Below are 16,888 nucleotides of genomic sequence, written 5' to 3' on the forward strand. Positions count from 1 at the left end.
TGACTTTGTAGAGGCAAATCATGGCTATCGACGAGATCGTCGGCGATTCAATCGACCGCGCCATCAACATCGAGATGCGCTTCCGCGTGGGACTGCCGCGCGGCGTCACCTATCCACTCTACGAGGCGGCGCGCACGAAGCAGAAGAAGCCGCTCGCCTGGCTGGCGGCCAAGCTGCTGAAGGACTCGATCAAGCCCGGCGACAACGTGTTCGTCATCACCGGCGCGGGAACGCCGCCCGGCCTGCCTGCCGGCGAGACCGACGGCCCGCCGGGTGCGGCGGCGATCGCACGGGCGATCGAGTTCGGCCTGGGCGGCAAGCCGATCCTGATCAGCGAAGAGCGCAACATGCCGGCGGTCATCAAGTCGACCGAGGCGGCCGGCCTCGCCGTCTACGACGAGGCGCTGTTCAAGCAGCGCCGCTCCTGCGCCATGGCGATCAACTTCCCGCTTGGGGATGCTGCCGGAAAGAAGGCCGCGGCCGCACTGATCAAGAAATACAAGCCGGCCGCGATGGTGTTCATCGAGAAGGTCGGGCCCAACATCAAGGGCGTCTACCATTCGATCATGGGCACGCCCCGCACGCCGGATAAGATCGCCAGCGCCTACCATCTCGCGGACCAGGCCAAGACGGCCCGCATTCCCACGATCGGCATCGGCGATGGCGGCAACGAGATCGGATGCGGCGTCATCAAGGAGGCGGTGGCGGCGATCCAGCCGTTCGGCAAGGACTGCGGCTGTCCCTGCCACGGCGGCGTTGGCACGGTTACTGAATGTGATGTGCTGGTCTTCGCTGCCGTGTCGAACTGGGGTGCCTACGGCATCGCGGCGGCACTGGCCGGCCACTTGGGAGACCGCGAGATCCTGCACGACGAAGCGACGGAACTCCGGATCGTGCAGGCGAGCGTCGATGGCGGGGCGATGGACGGGGCCTATTCCCGCCTCATCCCCTACGTCGACGGCACGTCGGACAAGATGCAGGCCGCGTTGATCACGATGCTTCATCAGATCGTCGAGAACGGGCTGAAGGAATACGACCGAGGGTTCTGAAATCTCATACTTGGGGGCAGCCATGACCAAAGAGTTGCGGATGACGAGCGGCCAGGGAAGCAATCGGGGCATTACGCGGCGCGGCTTTGGTGCGGGCGCTCTCGGCACAGGACTTATATTGGGCACGGGCCGCGCACCCGCCCTCGCCCAAGGCAGGCGCGACCTGCGCGTCGGCACCTGGGGCGGCGAGTTCGGCAATCTCAGCCCGGTGATCCGCTCGGACATCCAGGGCAGCCTGGTGATGTACAACGTGTTCGACGGGTTGGTGAGCATCAACTACAAGGACCGCGCCATCGTGCCGAACATGGCGCTGGAGTGGAGCAACCCCGATCCGCTGACCTGGCGCATCAAGATCCGCGAAGGCGTGAAGTGGCAGAAGGGCTTCGGCGAATTCACGGCCGAGGACGTCGTCTATACCTTCGAGTTCCACATGTCCTCGAAGAGCTTCCAGATGGGAACCGCGCTGTTCCCGATCGACACGGTGAAGAGCGACGGCAAGTACGTGGTCGAAATGAAGACCAAGCAGCCGTTCGGTGCCTTCCCCGGCGTCACCATGGGTTACGGCGGCACCATCATCTCGGCGAAGGCGCACAAGGAGATGGGCAACGACGCCTACAGCGCGACTCCCGTCGGCAACGGCCCGTTCCAGATCGAGAGCAAGAAGGGCACGGAGATCGTGCTGGCCAGGCATCCCGACTACTGGCGGCCGGGCTTCCCCAAGCTCGACCGCGTCGTCTATCGCGCCATCCCCGACTCGACCACCCGCCTGCAGGCGCTGCAGAAGGGTGAACTCGACTTCGTGACGCATCCCGACCCCAAGGACATGAAGGCCCTGCGCAAGGACGCGAAGTACACGATCAATTCGACGCCGGGCTGGTCGTGGGACTACCAGCAGTTCAACCTCAAGGCCAAGCCGGACGCCCCCTACCAGAACAAGCTGGTGCGCCAGGCGATCTCCTATGCGATCGACCGCGAGGCGATCGTGAACGAGATCTACTACGGCGAGGCGATCCCCACCGACAACCAAATCCCCGCCGGTTACATGGGCCATCGGCAGTCGATGCTGAAGTACCCGAAGAACGGCGACCTCAAGAAGGCCAAGGAACTGATGGCCCAGGCCGGCGTGAAGGGCTACGAGGTCGATGTCATCACATCGGACAAGGACTGGCTGCGCAAGGAGCTCGAGCTGGTCGCCGCAATGGTCAGCCAGATCGGCATCACCTACAAGATCAAGAGCATGGACATGGGCGGCTTCAACAGCCTGTGGCTCAACAAGAAGTTCGACCAGCACCTCGAGGACATCACCCTGGTCGCGCCCGACCCCGACGCAACGTCGTGGTGGTTCCTGAACAGCAAGGGAAACGCCTCGGGCTACAGCGTGCCGTCGATGGACGCGATGCTGGACGGCGCGCGCAGCGAACTCGACCCGGCCAAGCGCGAGGCCATGTACCACAAGATCGTCGACACGACGCTCGAGGAATGCCCGATCATCTATCACTGCAACACGAACAACATCCAGATCTACAACAAGAAGCTGGTGGGCTTCGAACCGGCGCCGCAGGAATACACCGAGAAACTCGACGCGGTCTCGTGGTCCTGACGCTGCAAACGCTCCTGACGCCGCACAAGGGATAGTCTGGCCATGTGGTCCTATCTCGGCCGTCGCCTGATTCAGGTGCCGCTGGTCCTGCTCGTCGTGTCGCTGATGACGTTCGCCATCACGCGCGCGACGCCGGGCGATCCGGCGACGATCATGCTGGGCATGCAGACGTCGCCCGCGGCGGTGACGGCGATGCGCGCTGAGTTCAATCTGGACCGCTCTCTGCCCGAGCAGTACGGGCTGTGGATCGCCAAGGTTGCGACCGGCGATCTCGGCCGGTCGATGCGCCTGAACGATCGCGTCACGACCCTGATCGCCGAGCGGCTGCCGATCAGCCTGCAGCTGGCCTGTGCCGGCATGCTGTTTGCGCTCGCGGTCTCGATCCCCCTGGGTGTGATCGCCGCGCTGCGGCGCAACAGCTGGATCGATTATCTCTGCACCGGCTACACGGTAATGGGCTTTGCCGTGCCGAACTTCGGCCTGGCACTGATCCTGATCTACGTCTTCTCGATCCAGCTCGACTGGCTGCCGATCACCGGCATCGGCTCGTCCGAGGCCGAGGCAGGCGGTTTGTGGAAGCGCTACAGCCCCTTCATCCTTCCCGCCGTTGCGCTGGGCGCCCTGCAGACGGCGATGCTGACCCGCCTGCTGCGCTCCAGCATGATCGACGTGCTGTCGCAGGACTACATGCGCACCGCACGCGCCAAGGGTCTGCTGCCGGCGACCATCGTGATCATTCATGCGCTCAAGAACGCGATGATCCCCTTCGTCACCATGGCCGCCGTCCAGTTCGGCTACATGATTGGCGTCCAGGTGACGATCGAGTACATCTTCGCGGTGCCCGGCATGGGCTCGGCGGTGCTGAACGCCGTCGTCAACCGCGACTTCCCGGTGATCCAGGGCTTCACGCTGGTGATCGCGGTCTTCTTCCTGCTGATGAACATCCTCGCGGACATGATGTACGCGCTGCTCGATCCGCGCATCCGGTACTGAGATGGCCGACGCGCGCGCCCTTCCCCTGCAATTCCGCGGCTCCCTGGCGCTGGCCGTGCAGCAGTTTCCGCGCAACCGCGCCGCAACCGTCGGGCTGGTCATCCTGTTCGCGATCTGCTTCGCCGCCGCCTTCGCTCCCTGGGTCGCGCCTTACGACCCGATCCAGATCAAACTGTCGATGAAGCTGAAGCCGCCATCGTTCGAGCATCTGATGGGCACGGACCATTTCGGCCGCGACGTCTTCTCGCGCATGCTCTGGGGCGGACGGACCTCGCTCTCGGTCGGCCTGCTGGTCGTGGGCTTTGCCTTCGTCCTGGGCGTGCCGCTCGGCCTCGCGTCGGGCTATTTCGGCGGCAAGGTCGACAATGCCCTGATGCGGCTGGTCGATGCCTTCCTCACCTTCCCACCGCTGCTGCTGGCGGTCGCACTGGTCGGTCTGCTGGGCCCCGACATCAAGAACGTGATGCTGGCGCTCGGGCTGGTGCAGGCGCCGATCCTGGCACGTATGGTCCGCGGCAGCACCCTCGCCGTGCGCGAGGATGTCTATGTGACCGCCGCCCGCGCGCTGGGCGCCAGTCCGCTCCGCATCGTGCTCTCGCACCTGTTGCGCAACATGGTGTCGCCGATCGTCGTCCAGCTCACCGTCGTCTTCGCGGCCGCCGTCGTCTCCGAGGCATCGCTGAGCTTCCTGGGCTTCGGGACACAGCCGCCGGCGCCCAGCTGGGGCCGTGACATGAGCGAGGCCCGCCGCTTCCTGGGTGACGCGCCTTGGATGTTTCTGGCGCCGACCTCGATCATTGCGGTCTGCGTCCTCAGCATCAACTTCATGGGCGACGGTCTGCGCGATGCGCTCGACCCGCGTGCCTGGCGCACGCGCCGCAGCGTGGCGGCCAACGCATGAGCCTGCTGCGCGTGCGCAACCTCCACACCCGCTTCGCCACCGATCGCGGCGACGTGCGCGCGGTCAATGGCGTCTCGTTCGATCTGGAAGAGGGCGAGATTCTCGGGCTGGTGGGCGAAAGCGGCAGCGGCAAGAGCGTGACGGCGCTCTCGATCATGCGCCTCGTGCCGGAGCCGCCGGGACGCATCTCCGCCGACAGCCTGGCTTTCGACGGGCGCGAGCTGCTGGCTCTCAGCGAGGCCGAGATGCGCGAGGAGCGCGGCTCGAGCATGGCGATGATCTTCCAGGATCCCATGCGCTCGCTCAATCCTGTGCTCACCATCGGCCGGCAGATCACCGAAGTGCTGCGCCGGCACCAGAAGCTCGACGGTGCGGCCGCGAAACGCCGCGCGATCGAGCTGCTCGAGACCGTGGGCATTCCCTCGGCGGAAAAGCGCCTCGGCGCCTATCCGCACCAGTTCTCCGGCGGCATGCGCCAGCGCGTCATGATCGCCATCGCGCTGTCCTGCAATCCGCGCCTGCTCATCGCCGACGAGGCGACGACGGCGCTCGACGTCACCATACAGGCGCAGATCGTCGAGCTGGTGAAGCGTCTCACGCGCGAGCGCGGCACGTCGGTGATCTGGATCAGCCACGATCTCGGGGTCGTCGCCGGCCTCTGCGACAAGGTCAACGTCATGTACGCGGGCAACGTGGTCGAGTCCGGCCCGATCCGCGAGCTGTTCCACCGCCCCAGCCACGGCTACACGCTGGGCCTGATGGGCTCGACGCCGCGGGTCGACGGCACGGGCGTGCGCCGCCTGACCCCCATCGAAGGCATGCCGCCCAGCCTGATCGAACCGATCCCGCTCTGTCCGTTCCTGCCGCGCTGCCGGGTCTCCGTTCCAGCCTGCCAGACGGTGCCGCCGGAGCGCCGCGATTTCGGCAGTGATCACTGGGCCCGCTGCCTCGCGGATCTGAAACCGGGAGATCGGGCGCCATGAGTACGCTGCTCGAAGTCGAGGACCTCGATGTCCATTTCGGCCGGCCCGACGCGCCGGGCACGGTGAAGGCCGTCGACGGTGTCTCCTTCAAAGTCGAGAAAGGCCGAACCCTGGGCCTCGTGGGCGAGTCGGGCTGCGGCAAGTCGACGACCGGCTATGCGATTCTGCAGCTCGTGCGCGCGACTTCGGGCCGGGTGATGTTCGACGGCACGGATCTTCGCCAGCTCGGCAGGCGCGACCTGCGCCGGATGCGGCGCAAGCTCCAGATCATCTTCCAGGACGCGCACGCCTCGCTCAACCCACGCATGCCGATCGGCGATCTCGTGGGCGAGGCGCTCGACATCCACGGCCTGTCCCGCGGTGCCGCGCGCGCCCGCCGCATTCGCGAACTGCTCGACATGGTGGGCCTCTCGGGCTCGCTTTTCGAACGCTACCCGCACGAGCTGAGCGGCGGACAGGCGCAGCGCGTCGCGATCTGCCGTGCGCTCGCCGTCGAGCCGGACCTGATCATCTGCGACGAGCCGGTGTCGGCGCTCGACGTGTCGATCCAGGCGCAGATCGTGAACCTGCTGCAGGACCTGCAGGAGCGCCTGGGCCTGACCTACATCTTCATCAGTCACGATCTCAGCGTCGTCCGGCACATCAGCGACCAGGTGGCCGTGATGTATCTGGGCAAGATCGTGGAGATGGCGGGCAAGGAACAGATCTACACCGCGCCCGCCCATCCCTACACCAAGTCGCTGATGTCGGCGGTGCCGGTGCCCGATCCCGACATCGAAACGCAGCGCCAGCGCATCATCCTGAAGGGCGACCTGCCCAATCCGGCCAACCCGCCGTCAGGTTGCCGCTTCCGCACGCGCTGCCCGATCGCCATCGAAGAATGTGCCGCCGTAGACCCGCCGCAGTATCCGCTGGGCGACGGTCACTGGGCCAAATGCATCCGTCTCAATGGAGTAAACCCGCATGCCTAAGCCGTTTCATCTCGCCTGGTTCCTGGGCCAGAGCTTCGCGTCCAAGAACTGGCGCTCGATGTGGGCCGGCAGTGCCTCCGACGTCCAGCGATGGATGATGCCCGACCTCTTCATCGACCTGGCCAAGGGGATGGAGCGCGCTTGCTTCGACTACATGATCATCGAGGACTCCTCGAACGTGCCCTATACCTACAAGGGCAACCACGATACCTACCTGCAGTACGCCCAAGGGTCTCCCAAGCTCGACCCGCCGGTCCTGGTACCGTACCTGGCGCAGGCCACCACGCATCTCGGCATCGTGCCGACGCTCTCGATCTCGGAATACCCGCCCTATCTGGCGGCGCGTCTCATCAATTCGCTCGACCATGTCACCGAGGGCCGCATCGGCTGGAACTGCGTGACGGGCAGCAACGACGGCACCGCCCAGAATTACGGCCACGAAAAGCACCGGCCGCATGACGAGCGCTACGAAGTGGCCGACGAATTCGCCGATGTCGTCACCAAACTGTGGGAAGCGTGGGACGAGGACGCGGTCGTGCTCGATCGCGAGACGCCGATGTTCGCCGACGGCAAGAAGGTCCGCCCGATCCACCATGAGGGCAAGTATTTCAAGGTGCGCGGGCCGATCAACGCGCCACGCTCACCCCAGGGGCGCGTGCCGATCGTGCAGGCCGGCGGCTCGGCGGCGGGCAAGAAGTTCGCCTCGAAATGGGCCGACACCATCATCACCGAAGGCGCCAACATCCAGAAGATGAAGGCCTATCGAGAGGAAGTGCGCGCCAACGCCGCTGCCATTGGGCGCAATCCCGACGACATCAAGCTCCTGTTCCTGTGCTCGCCGATCGTCGACACGACGATGGAAGCGGCGCGCGAGCGGCGCCGGCTTCAGCAGGAAGACTCACTGAAATATGTCGACATGCAGCTTGCTGGCATGTCTCGGCTGACCGGCATCGACTTCTCCAAGTTCGATCTCGACGAGAACCTGCCGATGGACCTGAAGACCAACGGCCACCAGTCGTCGCTGGCCCGCTGGCTCGGCAAGCCCCTGCGCGAGATCGTGCGCGGTTACGCCGCCAAGGGCAGCCTCGATTACACCGGCACGCCCGAGCATGTGGCGGGCGTGATGCGCGAGGTCATGGAGGAAGTGGGCGGCGACGGCTTCCTGATCTCCGATACGCCCATCGACCGACGCGGCGTGATGGAGGTCTGCGACGGGCTGGTGCCGGAGCTGCAGCGCCAGGGCCTGACCCGCAAGGCCTATGCCCACAAGCACCTGCGCGACAACCTGCTGGAATTCTAGCTCTCGCGCTTCCTGCCATCTAAAACGAAGCGGCAGGAGGGATCCCCTCCTGCCTCAAGGACGATGTCGCGATGACCGGCGACTTCGATCCCAGAAGGTCGTCAGAATTCGAGCAGATTATCCCGCAGGTGCTTGTGGGCGTACTGCTTGCGCGTCACGCCGCGGCGCTGCAGTTCCGGCACCAGGCCGTCGCAGACTTCCATGATGTAGCGGCGATCGAAATAGCTGTTGAAGATCAGGAATCCGTCGCCGCCCACCTCCTGCATGATCTCCGCCATCAGGCCGGCGACATAGTCGGGCGTGCCGGTGAAGTCGATGCCGCCCTTGCGCGAGTAGCTCTGCAGGATCGAGCGCGGCGTCTTGCCGATCCATTTGGCGAGCGACGACTGATGGCCGTTGGTCGTGAGATGCGGCGGCAGCGGCTCATCGAGGTCGAACTTCGAGAAATCGATGCCGGTCAGACGCGACATGCCCGACAGATGCAGGTCGAGATGCTTCTCGGCCTCGGCGGCTTCCATTCGTGCGCGGTCCCGTGCCGCCTCCATGCTGACGTCGATGATCGGATGGGCCAGGAACAGCACCTTGATGTCATCGGGATTGCGACCGTGTTCGACCGCCTGCTTTCGGACCTTGTCGCGATAGGCCTTCATGCTTTCGATGCTGCCGCCGCCCTCGGTGATGATGGTGTCGGCCCAGCGCGACGCGAACTGCTGGCCCCGCGGCGAACCGCCGGCCTGGCAGATCGGGACGCGTCCCTGAGGCGAGCGCGGCGCGTTGATCGGCCCGCGCACCTTGAAATACTTACCCTCGTGATTGATGGCATGGACCTTCGAGCCGTCGGCGAACATCGGCTTCTCGCGATCCAGCACGACCGCGTCGGGCTCCCACGCCTCCCACAGCTTCGTCACGACGTCGGCGAACTCGTCGGCCACGTCGTAGCGCTCGTCATGCGGCCGGTGCTTCTCGTGGCCATAGTTCTGCGCCGCGCCGTCGTTGCTGCCGGTCACGCAGTTCCAGCCGATGCGGCCCTCGGTCGTATGGTCGAGCGAGTTGACCAGTCGCGCCAGCAGGTAGGGCGGATACTCCGACACCGACAGCGTCGGCACGATGCCGACCGTCTTGGTCGCCATGGCGAGATAGGGCACCAGCACCGCCGGATCGAGCTTGGGCGCGCTCGCCGCGTACTGCAGGTACGAATTGTGCGAGCCCTGATAGGTGTAGGGAACGTTCGAGCTGTCCTCGATGATCATGTAGTCGAAGCAGGCCCGGTCCATGCCCTTCGCCAGATCGACGAAGATATCCGGCATCATCCAGCGATTGATGTCGCTGCCGGGAAAGTCGCTACGCCAACTCTTCGGGCCATAGCCCTGCGACAGGAACCACGCCAGGTGGAACGGCTTCTTCATGACTGAGACCTCACGCTACGATGATTGGGGTTCGCCGCCTCCGGACCGGCCGGCATCGGGCGCGCCAGATCGGCCTGCTGGCGATGGCGAAAGAGCTCGATCTTTGGCACGAAGCGATCGGAGCGGACGTAGAGGTCCGAGTAGTAGATCGCCACGCCCTCGATATCGAAGTAGGTGCGCTGGAGCAGCAGGAGGGCGGCACCCGGCTCCACATCGAGGCGCTTGGCGAGCTCGGCGTCGGCCGAGATCGCCGAGGAGGCCTGCTGCACGCGAAAGGCCTGAACCCCACAGTATTTCTCGATCAGCGGGATGACCTGCGCCGACCGCATCTGCTCGGCAATGTCGGCCGGCAGCCGCTCCGCCAGCCCTTGCGGCAGGTACGCCCGGCAGAACGCGATCGGGCCGGTCGGCCGCACGCGGCTCCACGAGATGCGCAGGATGCCCTGGCTCGACGGCGCCTCCAGAAGCGCCGCGACCCGGTCGTCGCCATGCTCGGGCAGGCGGTCGATGCCGTGCAGGTCGAAGCGCGCGTCGGGATCGTGGATCCTGAGATCCTCCAAGGCACGCGCGCTCCAGTCGCGGCTCTCGGGATCGCTTTCCAACACGAAGGTGCCCCGACCCGGGAAGCGCCGCGCCAGCTTGCGCGACACCAGCTCCTCCACCGCCGAGCGGGCGGTGTGACGGCTGACGCCGAACTCGGCCATCAGCTCGGCGTCGGTCGGGAGCTGGGAGCCCAGCCGGTAGACGCGCGTGGCGATTCTCTCGCTCAGTACCTGATAGATCCTGTAGTAGGCCGGAACCGGATCTCGACGCATTTCCTCTCCTTCTTTTCTTTTTTTATCGCCGGTCCGCGCGCCGCGGATCCAGCGTCTCGCGCAGCCCGTTGCCCAGCAGGTTCACTCCCAGCACCAGCAGCACGATGGCAATGCCGGCGAGGTTGGCGATCCAGGGCGCGACCAGCAGCCGGTCGCGACCCTCGGCCAGGATATTGCCCCAGGTCGCCGTCGGTGGGGGCACGCCGAGACCAAGGAAGCTCAGCGCCGTCTCCTGCAGGATGAGCTGGCCCACCTGCAGGGTGGCGATCACCGTCAGCACCGGCGACATCTGCGGCAGGATGTGGCGCCACATGACGTAGCGGCTCCCCGCTCCCGACGCGACCGCCGCCTCGACGAACGGCCGTTCGCGCAGCGAGCGCGTCAGGTTGAAGGCGACGCGCGTGTAGCTCTCCCAGCCGGCGAACCCCAGCACCAGGACCAGCACGACCACACCGCCGCCGAACACCGCGACCACGACGATGGCCAGCAGGATCTCCGGGATCGCCTGGTAACCATCGGCAAAGCGCATGATGACCTGCTCGGTGCGCCCACCGACATAGCCCGCGACCAGTCCCAGCGTCGTGCCGAAGGTGAGTGCCACCAGCATCGCCATCAGGCCAACGGCGATGGAGAGCCGCGAGCCGTAGATCAGGCGCGACAGCAGATCGCGGCCGAAATTGTCGGTGCCCAGTGGGTAGGTCCAGCTTCCCTTTGCTTCCCAGACCGGCGGGCGCAGCCGCAGCATCAGGTTCTGCGCATAGGGATCGTGCGGCGCGAGCAAGGGCGCGAAGAGCGCCAGCACGCACATGCCCAGCACGAGCACGATGCCGATCTGGATCTTCAGTCGCGGGCCGAACCATTTCATTTCATCACCGCAGCCGGATGCGCGGATCGATGGCGGCCTGCACCAGATCGACCAGCAGGTTGGCGGTCACGATGGTGACGGCGACGATGAACACGGCGGCAATCACGATCGGCACGTCGCGCTGGAAGATCGCGCTCACCATCAGCCGGCCGACGCCCGGCCAGGCGAAGATCGATTCGGTCACCACGGCGCCGCCCATCAGGCGGCCGAGCTGCAGTCCAACCAGGCTCACCACCGGGTTCAGGGCATTGGGCAGCACGTGCAGCCAGAGCACCCGAGCGGGACGTGCGCCACGGGCGCGCGCGGTGACGACGAACTGTTCGCGCGCCGTTTCGAGCACGCTCACCCGCGTCACCAGGATGAAGTTCGGCACCAGGAAAGTGGCCAGCGTCACCACCGGCAGCACCATGTGCTCCCAACCGCCCTGCCCTGAAGTCGGCAGCCACTGCAGGTCGAGCGCGAACAGCTGGATCAGCAGAATGCCCAGCCAGAAACTCGGCATCGACTGTCCCACGACCGCCAGCACCGAGATGACGAAGTCGGGAACCTTGTCCTTCCACACCGCGCAGGCAACACCACCCAGCACGCCCAGCCCGATGGCCAACAACAGACTGAGGGAAAGCAGCTGCAGCGTCGAGCCCAGCCGCTCGAGCACGATCTCCATGGCCGGCCGCTTGAACTGGATCGACGTGCCGAAGTCTCCCTGCAGCAGATCGACCAGGAAGTAACCGAACTGCACCGGCAAGGACTTGTCGAGATGCAGCTCGGCCCGCAGCACCGCCTCCTGCTCGGGCGTCGCATCGAGGCCCAGATAGATCGCCACCGGATCGCCGGTCAGTCTCAGGACGACGAACACGAAGGCGATGACGAAAACCAGCGGGACCGGCACCAGCAGGAGGCGTCGCAGGAGGTAGCGCATGTCAGTTTCCTGCCGACGTCACGGCTTCACGCTGACCTTGTGAAGACGCAGCAGCGAATCGCGGGAAGGCTGCCAACCGGAGACCTTCTCGTTGCGGCCGGAAATGCGCGGCAGGCCGAGGAGGAAGATCGACGGCACCTCCTCGTGCATGATTTCCATCATGCGGTTGTAGGCTTTCAGCCGGGCGGCCTCGTCCATGGTCGAGCGCGCCTCCAGCCAAAGCCTGTCGAACTCCGTGTTCGTCCAGTAGTTCCGCTTGCTGGCCTCGGTGTACCAGACGGTATTGAAATCGGCGTCGCCGACGCTGAACCAGCCGACCTGGTACATCGGTCCCTGCTCGCGCGAGCGGTCGAGCTGGGACCACACGCCGCCCTCGACGACGTTGACGCTGGTCTTCACGCCGACCGCCGACATCATGCCGGCAACGGCGTTGGCGATATCGACGTCGGAAAGATAGCGTCCCGACAGCGTGTTGATCTTGTTCTCGAAGCCCTTGGGAAAGCCGGCCTCCGCCAGCAGCGCCTTGGCCTTGACAGGATCGTAGGGCCGCGACTTGAGGTTGGGATTGTAGCCGAAGGTGGCCTTGGTCACGAGCTGGCCGTCCAGCACCGAGCCATAGCCGCCCAACATCTGCTTCAGCAGCATTTCCTTGTCGATGGCATAGTCGAGCGCCAGCCGCACGCGCACGTCGTTGAACGGCGGCTTGCGCGTGTCGAACGTGTGCACGAGGCTCACCGAGGATTCGACGGCGTCGATCTTCAGATTCTTGCGCTTCTCGACCGAAGGCAGCAGGTCGACGGGAATCTCCTCGATGATGTCGGTCTCGCCCGCCACCAGCGAGGCCACACGCGTCGCCCCCTCGGGAATGGCGCGGATGCGCAACTTCTTCATCGCCGGCGCACCGCCCCAGTAGTCCGGGTTGGCGGCCAGATCGTAGCGGTCGCCCGCCACCCAGCTGACGTATTTCCAGGGACCGGTGCCCATGGGTTTCTTGTGCGCTTCGGCCTGTCCGACCTTTTCGGTGTGTGCCTTGGACTCGATCGGAATGTCTGCCAGGCCACGCAGCAGCAGCGGCGCCGGCGAAGCGGTCTTGATGTCGACGGTGTAGTCGTCCACGACTTCGGTCCCGATGACGCCGGCGATGCGCGTCTTTCGCGCATAGACCTGCTTGGGATCGATGACGTAGTCGATCGTGAACTTGACGTCGGCTGCTGTGAACGACGTGCCGTCGTGCCACTTCACGCCCTTGCGCAGGTAGAAGCGCCAGTGCGTAGGGCTGATCGCCTCCCACTTTTCGGCCAGCGCCGACACCAGCTTGTCGTTGCTGTCGCGGGCGACCAGCGGCTCCCAGGTCTGGTAGCAGAGACTCAACGTGATGTAGGCGCCGCCCGTGGGGGCAATGGAATCGGTGAAGAGCGAGGCGCCCACCACCAGCATATCCCTGTCCTTCTGTGCCTGCGCGGACGACGCGCCGACCACGACGGCCAATGCCGCCGCCAGAGTCGTTCTCAGGATCGCACGCATAGACACCCCCTCGCCGATGACACTCCTGTTTGATTTCCCCCGGTTATTTCTTCTGCTGATCGCGCCAGCGATCGTCCCGCGGCAGGCGCGGGTTATAGGGTCGCTCGCTGTAATAGGGCAGCAAGGGACGGAACCATTCGAAGATGCGGCGCAGCTCGCCGATCGGCTCCTCATGCACGTCGACGCGCAGGTCGATGTAGGCGAAGGGCTCGTCGCCGAAGACCAGGAGCGACGACGAGAAGTGCCCGTCGGCCTGGCCACCCGCGCGCCCGCCGGCTTCCACCGCCCGCACCAGCCGTTCTTCCAGCAGCTCCTCGCCCGTGGTTTCCATCGACCGGCCCATCGCCTCGGTGACCTGCGGGCCGACGATGCCGTTGCCCATCACCAGCCAACCCTTGCCGATGACGTGGCCGGCGTAGGCGCCGTTCCCGGTGCCGGTCATGGCGGCGGCATTGCCCCAGGCATCGACGACACCGATCTGGCGCAGCGGCGCGTTGGGATCGCTGCTTTCGAGCTCGTGGATGATCTTGCCGGCGTGATATCCGAGCGCCATCAGCTTGGTGCAGAGCAGCGTGAGCCGGGGATCGGCGATCGCCTGTACCGAGGCGGCCGCCATGCGCGGGATCACGACCGGGCAACGATTGCCCACGGCCGGCGCATGCGTCGCCATGGCAACACCCAGCATCTTCGTCCGCGGACAACGGCCTACGACGGTGAAGGTCATGGCTTCGCGCCTGCCGCCATGGCCTTCGCGCGCGCCTCGACCCAGTCTTCCACGACACCCAACGCCGTCGGCTGCCAGGGCCGCGTCTCGTAGTACTCGATCTGCGGGCGATACAGGTCGAAGAGGCGGCGCAGCTCTCCGATCGGCTCGACATGCTCGTCGACCCGCAGGTCGACCAGCGGATATTCCTGGGCGCGATAGACGATCAGGGCCGCCGAATGCTGGCCGCCATGCTGGCCGCCGGCATCGCGACCGGCCTCCAGTGCCGCCATCAGCCGCGCTTCGAGATCATCGCCCTTCATCGCCTTGAAGGTTCCGGCCATCGCCGATGCCGTGCGCTCGGAAATCAGGCCATTCCCCATGGCCACCATGCCAGGCTCGCAGAAATGGCCGGACCAATCGTGATTGCTCACGCCGGTCCGCGCCACGGCATTGCCGTCGCGATCGATCACGGAGATCTGGCGATGCTCGATATGGGGATCGCTGACCGCGATCTCCTCGAGGGTCTTCGCAGCCGAGTAACCAAGGCCGAGCAGGCGCAGGCCGAGCGGACCCAGGCGCGGATCGGTAACAGCCATGGTCACCACGACGCCGAGGCCCGGCTTCACGAAGGGACAGCGCGTGCCGACAGCCATGGGTCGCGTCGAGATCGCCACGCCGAACTTGCCGGTCTCCGCGCAACGAGCCGAAATCGCGAAGGTCGAGAACTCCTCACCCAATGGTCCCAACATTGCTTTCTCCTGCTCGTGTCTTGCGCGAACCATAAAGGTCCCTATTGTACGCTTCAATGTATAATTGTCCGGTCATTATAGCATTCTGAGTTGTAGAACCGCGCAAGGAGCCTTCTCCCTCATGGCGCTGCTGGAAATCGAAGATCTGTCCGTCGCGTTCGGGCCTGCGGAGAACGCGACCACCGTCGTCGACGGCGTGGACTTCACCGTCGACAGGCATGAGACCGTCGCCTTGGTAGGGGAGAGCGGCAGCGGCAAGAGCGTCACTGCATTGACGATCATGCGCCTCCTGCAGGATCCGGGCCGGATGACACGCGGCGCCATCCGCTTCGAGGGCCGCGACCTTGCGCGTCTCGGCGAGCGCGAAATGGCGGCAATCCGCGGCGATCGCATCGCCATGATCTTCCAGGAGCCGATGTCCTCGCTCAATCCGCTGCTGTCGATCGGCGCACATGTCGCCGAACCGCTACGCCTCCACCGTGGACTCTCGAAGCGCGACGCGCGGGCGCGCGCAATCGCCCTGCTCGACCGCGTCGGCATCCCCTCGGCGGCGCAGCGATACGACGACTACCCGCACCGCATGTCTGGCGGCATGCGCCAACGTGTGATGATCGCGGCGGCCCTCGCCTGCGATCCCGCACTGCTGATCGCCGACGAACCGACGACCGCGCTCGACGTCACCATCCAGGCCCAGATCACGGACCTCCTGGCGGATCTGCAGGCCGAGTTCGGCATGGGCGTGCTGTTCATCACCCACGATCTCGGCGTCGTCGCCGAGCAGGCCCATCGGGTCGTCGTCATGTATGCAGGCAAAGTGGTTGAGCGCGCTGCAACCGCCACGCTGTTCGATTCGGCGGCGCACCCCTACTCCGCCGCCCTGCTGCGCTGCATGCCGGGCGACGACGAGAGCGCGGACGAGCGGCTGGCCGTCATCGAGGGCACCGTGCCCATGCCGGCGGCTCTGCCCGCCGGATGCCGCTTCGAGCCGCGCTGTCCTCAGGCCATTGCCGCCTGCCGCACCGAGGAGCCCCCGCTGCTCGCGCTGGCCGCCGACCATGCCGCCGCCTGCCTCAAGCCGCTGGTGACCGCACGATGACCGAACTTCTGGCCGCGCGTGGCCTCACCAAGCATTTTCCCGTTCTGGGCGGACCGCTGGGCATCGCCCGGGTCGGCACGGTGCGCGCGGTCGAGAACGTCGACCTCTCGATTGCGCGCGGCGAGGTGCTGGGTCTGGTGGGTGAAAGCGGCTGCGGCAAGTCGACCTTGGGCCGCCTCCTGATCCGCCTGCTCGACCCGACGGCCGGATCCGTGACCTTCGACGGCCACGACATCGCTGCGGCGGAGGGTGCCGCGCTGCAGGCGCTGCGCCGCCGCTTCCAGATGATCTTCCAGGATCCCTACGGATCGCTCAACCCGCGCATGCAGGTCCACGAGATCGTCAGCGAACCGCTGCGCCTGGCCGGCATGTCGCGCAAGGACTGCCGCGAGCGTGCACCGGCGCTCCTCTCCCTGGTCGGGCTCGCCCCCGAGCATGGCGCGCGCTACGCGCACCAGTTCTCCGGCGGGCAGCGCCAACGCATCGGCATCGCCCGCGCTCTCGCCCTCGATCCGGCGCTGATCGTCTGCGACGAGCCCGTCTCGGCGCTCGACGTCTCCGTACAGGGCCAGGTCGTCAACCTGTTGCGCGACCTGCAAGCCGAGCGCGGCCTGAGCTACGTCTTCGTCTCCCACGACCTCCGTATCGTGCGGCACATCGCCGATCGCGTCGCCGTCATGTATCTCGGCCGCATCGTGGAAATCGGCGGCAAGGAAACGATCTACCGTCGTCCGCTGCATCCCTATACCGAGGCCCTTCTCGCCGCCGTGCCGGTTCCTCGCCCCGGCCGTCCCCGCCGTCGCGCCGCGGTGCAAGGCGAGATCCCGAGCCCGATGAACCCGCCCACGGGTTGCACCTTCCATCCGCGCTGCCCGCTGGCGACGGATCGGTGTCGGACGGACATGCCCGTCCTGCGTCCAGTTGCCGGTCGCGAGGTGGCCTGTCACCTGGCTGCCTAGCTTGGGAACCAGGCTGGCGACGCTTCACCGTCGCCGATCGTCCGCGACGGAT

The 16,888-nt window shown here is 65.9% G+C and carries 16 protein-coding genes; 9 read left to right on the forward strand and 7 right to left on the reverse strand.

Going from position 1 to position 16,888, the window contains the following annotated elements:
* Positions 1-20: 20 nt before the first annotated feature.
* Genes ACO07K_RS18225 through ACO07K_RS18255 form a run of 7 tightly spaced genes read left to right on the forward strand, consistent with a single transcriptional unit; the run spans position 21 to position 7,797 of the window.
* Positions 21-1,049 (forward strand): glutamate cyclase domain-containing protein, encoded by a 1,029-nt coding sequence (locus tag ACO07K_RS18225; RefSeq protein WP_422030272.1) that lies wholly within the window; start codon positions 21-23, stop codon positions 1,047-1,049.
* 22 nt (positions 1,050-1,071) lie between these two features.
* Positions 1,072-2,649, forward strand: coding sequence for an ABC transporter substrate-binding protein (locus ACO07K_RS18230; protein ID WP_422030274.1), 1,578 nt, complete (start codon positions 1,072-1,074; stop codon positions 2,647-2,649).
* 42 nt (positions 2,650-2,691) lie between these two features.
* Positions 2,692-3,642, forward strand: a complete 951-nt coding sequence (locus tag ACO07K_RS18235; protein WP_422030276.1) for an ABC transporter permease — start codon at positions 2,692-2,694, stop codon at positions 3,640-3,642.
* 1 nt (position 3,643) lies between these two features.
* On the forward strand, positions 3,644-4,543 hold the full coding sequence (locus tag ACO07K_RS18240; RefSeq protein WP_422030278.1) for an ABC transporter permease: 900 nt from the start codon (positions 3,644-3,646) through the stop codon (positions 4,541-4,543).
* The gene (locus ACO07K_RS18245; RefSeq protein WP_422030280.1) at positions 4,540-5,526 is read left to right on the forward strand and encodes an ABC transporter ATP-binding protein; all 987 of its coding nucleotides are present in this window, start codon (positions 4,540-4,542) and stop codon (positions 5,524-5,526) included. The genes ACO07K_RS18240 and ACO07K_RS18245 overlap by 4 nt, the downstream gene beginning before the upstream one ends.
* Positions 5,523-6,497, forward strand: coding sequence for an ABC transporter ATP-binding protein (locus tag ACO07K_RS18250; protein ID WP_422030282.1), 975 nt, complete (start codon positions 5,523-5,525; stop codon positions 6,495-6,497). The genes ACO07K_RS18245 and ACO07K_RS18250 overlap by 4 nt, the downstream gene beginning before the upstream one ends.
* On the forward strand, positions 6,490-7,797 hold the full coding sequence (locus tag ACO07K_RS18255) for an NtaA/DmoA family FMN-dependent monooxygenase (protein WP_422030284.1): 1,308 nt from the start codon (positions 6,490-6,492) through the stop codon (positions 7,795-7,797). Before ACO07K_RS18250 ends, ACO07K_RS18255 begins: the two co-directional genes overlap by 8 nt.
* A gap of 101 nt (positions 7,798-7,898) precedes the next feature.
* On the opposite strand, the gene ACO07K_RS18260 is transcribed toward ACO07K_RS18255, so the two are convergent.
* Genes ACO07K_RS18260 through ACO07K_RS18290 form a run of 7 tightly spaced genes read right to left on the reverse strand, consistent with a single transcriptional unit; the run spans position 7,899 to position 14,781 of the window.
* Positions 7,899-9,203, reverse strand: coding sequence for an NtaA/DmoA family FMN-dependent monooxygenase (locus ACO07K_RS18260; protein WP_422030286.1), 1,305 nt, complete (start codon positions 9,201-9,203; stop codon positions 7,899-7,901).
* Positions 9,200-10,018: a GntR family transcriptional regulator gene (locus ACO07K_RS18265; protein ID WP_422030288.1), complete on the reverse strand. Its 819-nt coding sequence runs from the start codon at positions 10,016-10,018 to the stop codon at positions 9,200-9,202. Before ACO07K_RS18265 ends, ACO07K_RS18260 begins: the two co-directional genes overlap by 4 nt.
* A gap of 22 nt (positions 10,019-10,040) precedes the next feature.
* A complete protein-coding gene (locus tag ACO07K_RS18270) occupies positions 10,041-10,883 on the reverse strand; it encodes an ABC transporter permease (RefSeq protein ID WP_422030290.1) in 843 nt (280 codons plus the stop codon).
* A gap of 4 nt (positions 10,884-10,887) precedes the next feature.
* Positions 10,888-11,802, reverse strand: a complete 915-nt coding sequence (locus tag ACO07K_RS18275; RefSeq protein WP_422030292.1) for an ABC transporter permease — start codon at positions 11,800-11,802, stop codon at positions 10,888-10,890.
* 18 nt (positions 11,803-11,820) lie between these two features.
* Positions 11,821-13,326: an ABC transporter substrate-binding protein gene (locus ACO07K_RS18280; RefSeq protein ID WP_422030294.1), complete on the reverse strand. Its 1,506-nt coding sequence runs from the start codon at positions 13,324-13,326 to the stop codon at positions 11,821-11,823.
* Between the two features lie 43 nt (positions 13,327-13,369).
* Positions 13,370-14,050 carry a DUF1028 domain-containing protein gene (locus ACO07K_RS18285; RefSeq protein WP_422030296.1) on the reverse strand — a complete coding sequence of 227 codons (681 nt, stop codon included), beginning with the start codon at positions 14,048-14,050 and terminating at the stop codon, positions 13,370-13,372.
* Positions 14,047-14,781, reverse strand: coding sequence for a DUF1028 domain-containing protein (locus tag ACO07K_RS18290; RefSeq protein ID WP_422030298.1), 735 nt, complete (start codon positions 14,779-14,781; stop codon positions 14,047-14,049). The genes ACO07K_RS18285 and ACO07K_RS18290 overlap by 4 nt, the downstream gene beginning before the upstream one ends.
* 121 nt (positions 14,782-14,902) lie before the next feature.
* On the opposite strand from ACO07K_RS18290, the gene ACO07K_RS18295 reads away from it, so the two are divergent.
* Together ACO07K_RS18295 and ACO07K_RS18300 are read left to right on the forward strand one after the other, a co-directional pair.
* Positions 14,903-15,877, forward strand: a complete 975-nt coding sequence (locus ACO07K_RS18295) for an ABC transporter ATP-binding protein (RefSeq protein ID WP_422030300.1) — start codon at positions 14,903-14,905, stop codon at positions 15,875-15,877.
* Positions 15,874-16,836, forward strand: coding sequence for an ABC transporter ATP-binding protein (locus tag ACO07K_RS18300; RefSeq protein ID WP_422030302.1), 963 nt, complete (start codon positions 15,874-15,876; stop codon positions 16,834-16,836). Before ACO07K_RS18295 ends, ACO07K_RS18300 begins: the two co-directional genes overlap by 4 nt.
* The last annotated feature ends 52 nt before the right edge of the window (positions 16,837-16,888 follow it).

The organism is Reyranella sp. (assembly GCF_965228225.1).
Taxonomy (GTDB): Bacteria; Pseudomonadota; Alphaproteobacteria; order Reyranellales; family Reyranellaceae; genus Reyranella.

Coding starts and splice junctions, on each gene's coding strand:
- ACO07K_RS18290 (WP_422030298.1), bottom strand. CDS start 14,781: ATGTTGGGACCATTGGGTGAGGAGTTCTCGACCTTCGCGATTTCGGCT.
- ACO07K_RS18225 (WP_422030272.1), top strand. CDS start 21: ATGGCTATCGACGAGATCGTCGGCGATTCAATCGACCGCGCCATCAAC.
- ACO07K_RS18280 (WP_422030294.1), bottom strand. CDS start 13,326: ATGCGTGCGATCCTGAGAACGACTCTGGCGGCGGCATTGGCCGTCGTG.
- ACO07K_RS18295 (WP_422030300.1), top strand. CDS start 14,903: ATGGCGCTGCTGGAAATCGAAGATCTGTCCGTCGCGTTCGGGCCTGCG.
- ACO07K_RS18235 (WP_422030276.1), top strand. CDS start 2,692: ATGTGGTCCTATCTCGGCCGTCGCCTGATTCAGGTGCCGCTGGTCCTG.
- ACO07K_RS18270 (WP_422030290.1), bottom strand. CDS start 10,883: ATGAAATGGTTCGGCCCGCGACTGAAGATCCAGATCGGCATCGTGCTC.
- ACO07K_RS18240 (WP_422030278.1), top strand. CDS start 3,644: ATGGCCGACGCGCGCGCCCTTCCCCTGCAATTCCGCGGCTCCCTGGCG.
- ACO07K_RS18230 (WP_422030274.1), top strand. CDS start 1,072: ATGACCAAAGAGTTGCGGATGACGAGCGGCCAGGGAAGCAATCGGGGC.
- ACO07K_RS18265 (WP_422030288.1), bottom strand. CDS start 10,018: ATGCGTCGAGATCCGGTTCCGGCCTACTACAGGATCTATCAGGTACTG.
- ACO07K_RS18300 (WP_422030302.1), top strand. CDS start 15,874: ATGACCGAACTTCTGGCCGCGCGTGGCCTCACCAAGCATTTTCCCGTT.
- ACO07K_RS18245 (WP_422030280.1), top strand. CDS start 4,540: ATGAGCCTGCTGCGCGTGCGCAACCTCCACACCCGCTTCGCCACCGAT.
- ACO07K_RS18275 (WP_422030292.1), bottom strand. CDS start 11,802: ATGCGCTACCTCCTGCGACGCCTCCTGCTGGTGCCGGTCCCGCTGGTT.
- ACO07K_RS18285 (WP_422030296.1), bottom strand. CDS start 14,050: ATGACCTTCACCGTCGTAGGCCGTTGTCCGCGGACGAAGATGCTGGGT.
- ACO07K_RS18250 (WP_422030282.1), top strand. CDS start 5,523: ATGAGTACGCTGCTCGAAGTCGAGGACCTCGATGTCCATTTCGGCCGG.
- ACO07K_RS18255 (WP_422030284.1), top strand. CDS start 6,490: ATGCCTAAGCCGTTTCATCTCGCCTGGTTCCTGGGCCAGAGCTTCGCG.
- ACO07K_RS18260 (WP_422030286.1), bottom strand. CDS start 9,203: ATGAAGAAGCCGTTCCACCTGGCGTGGTTCCTGTCGCAGGGCTATGGC.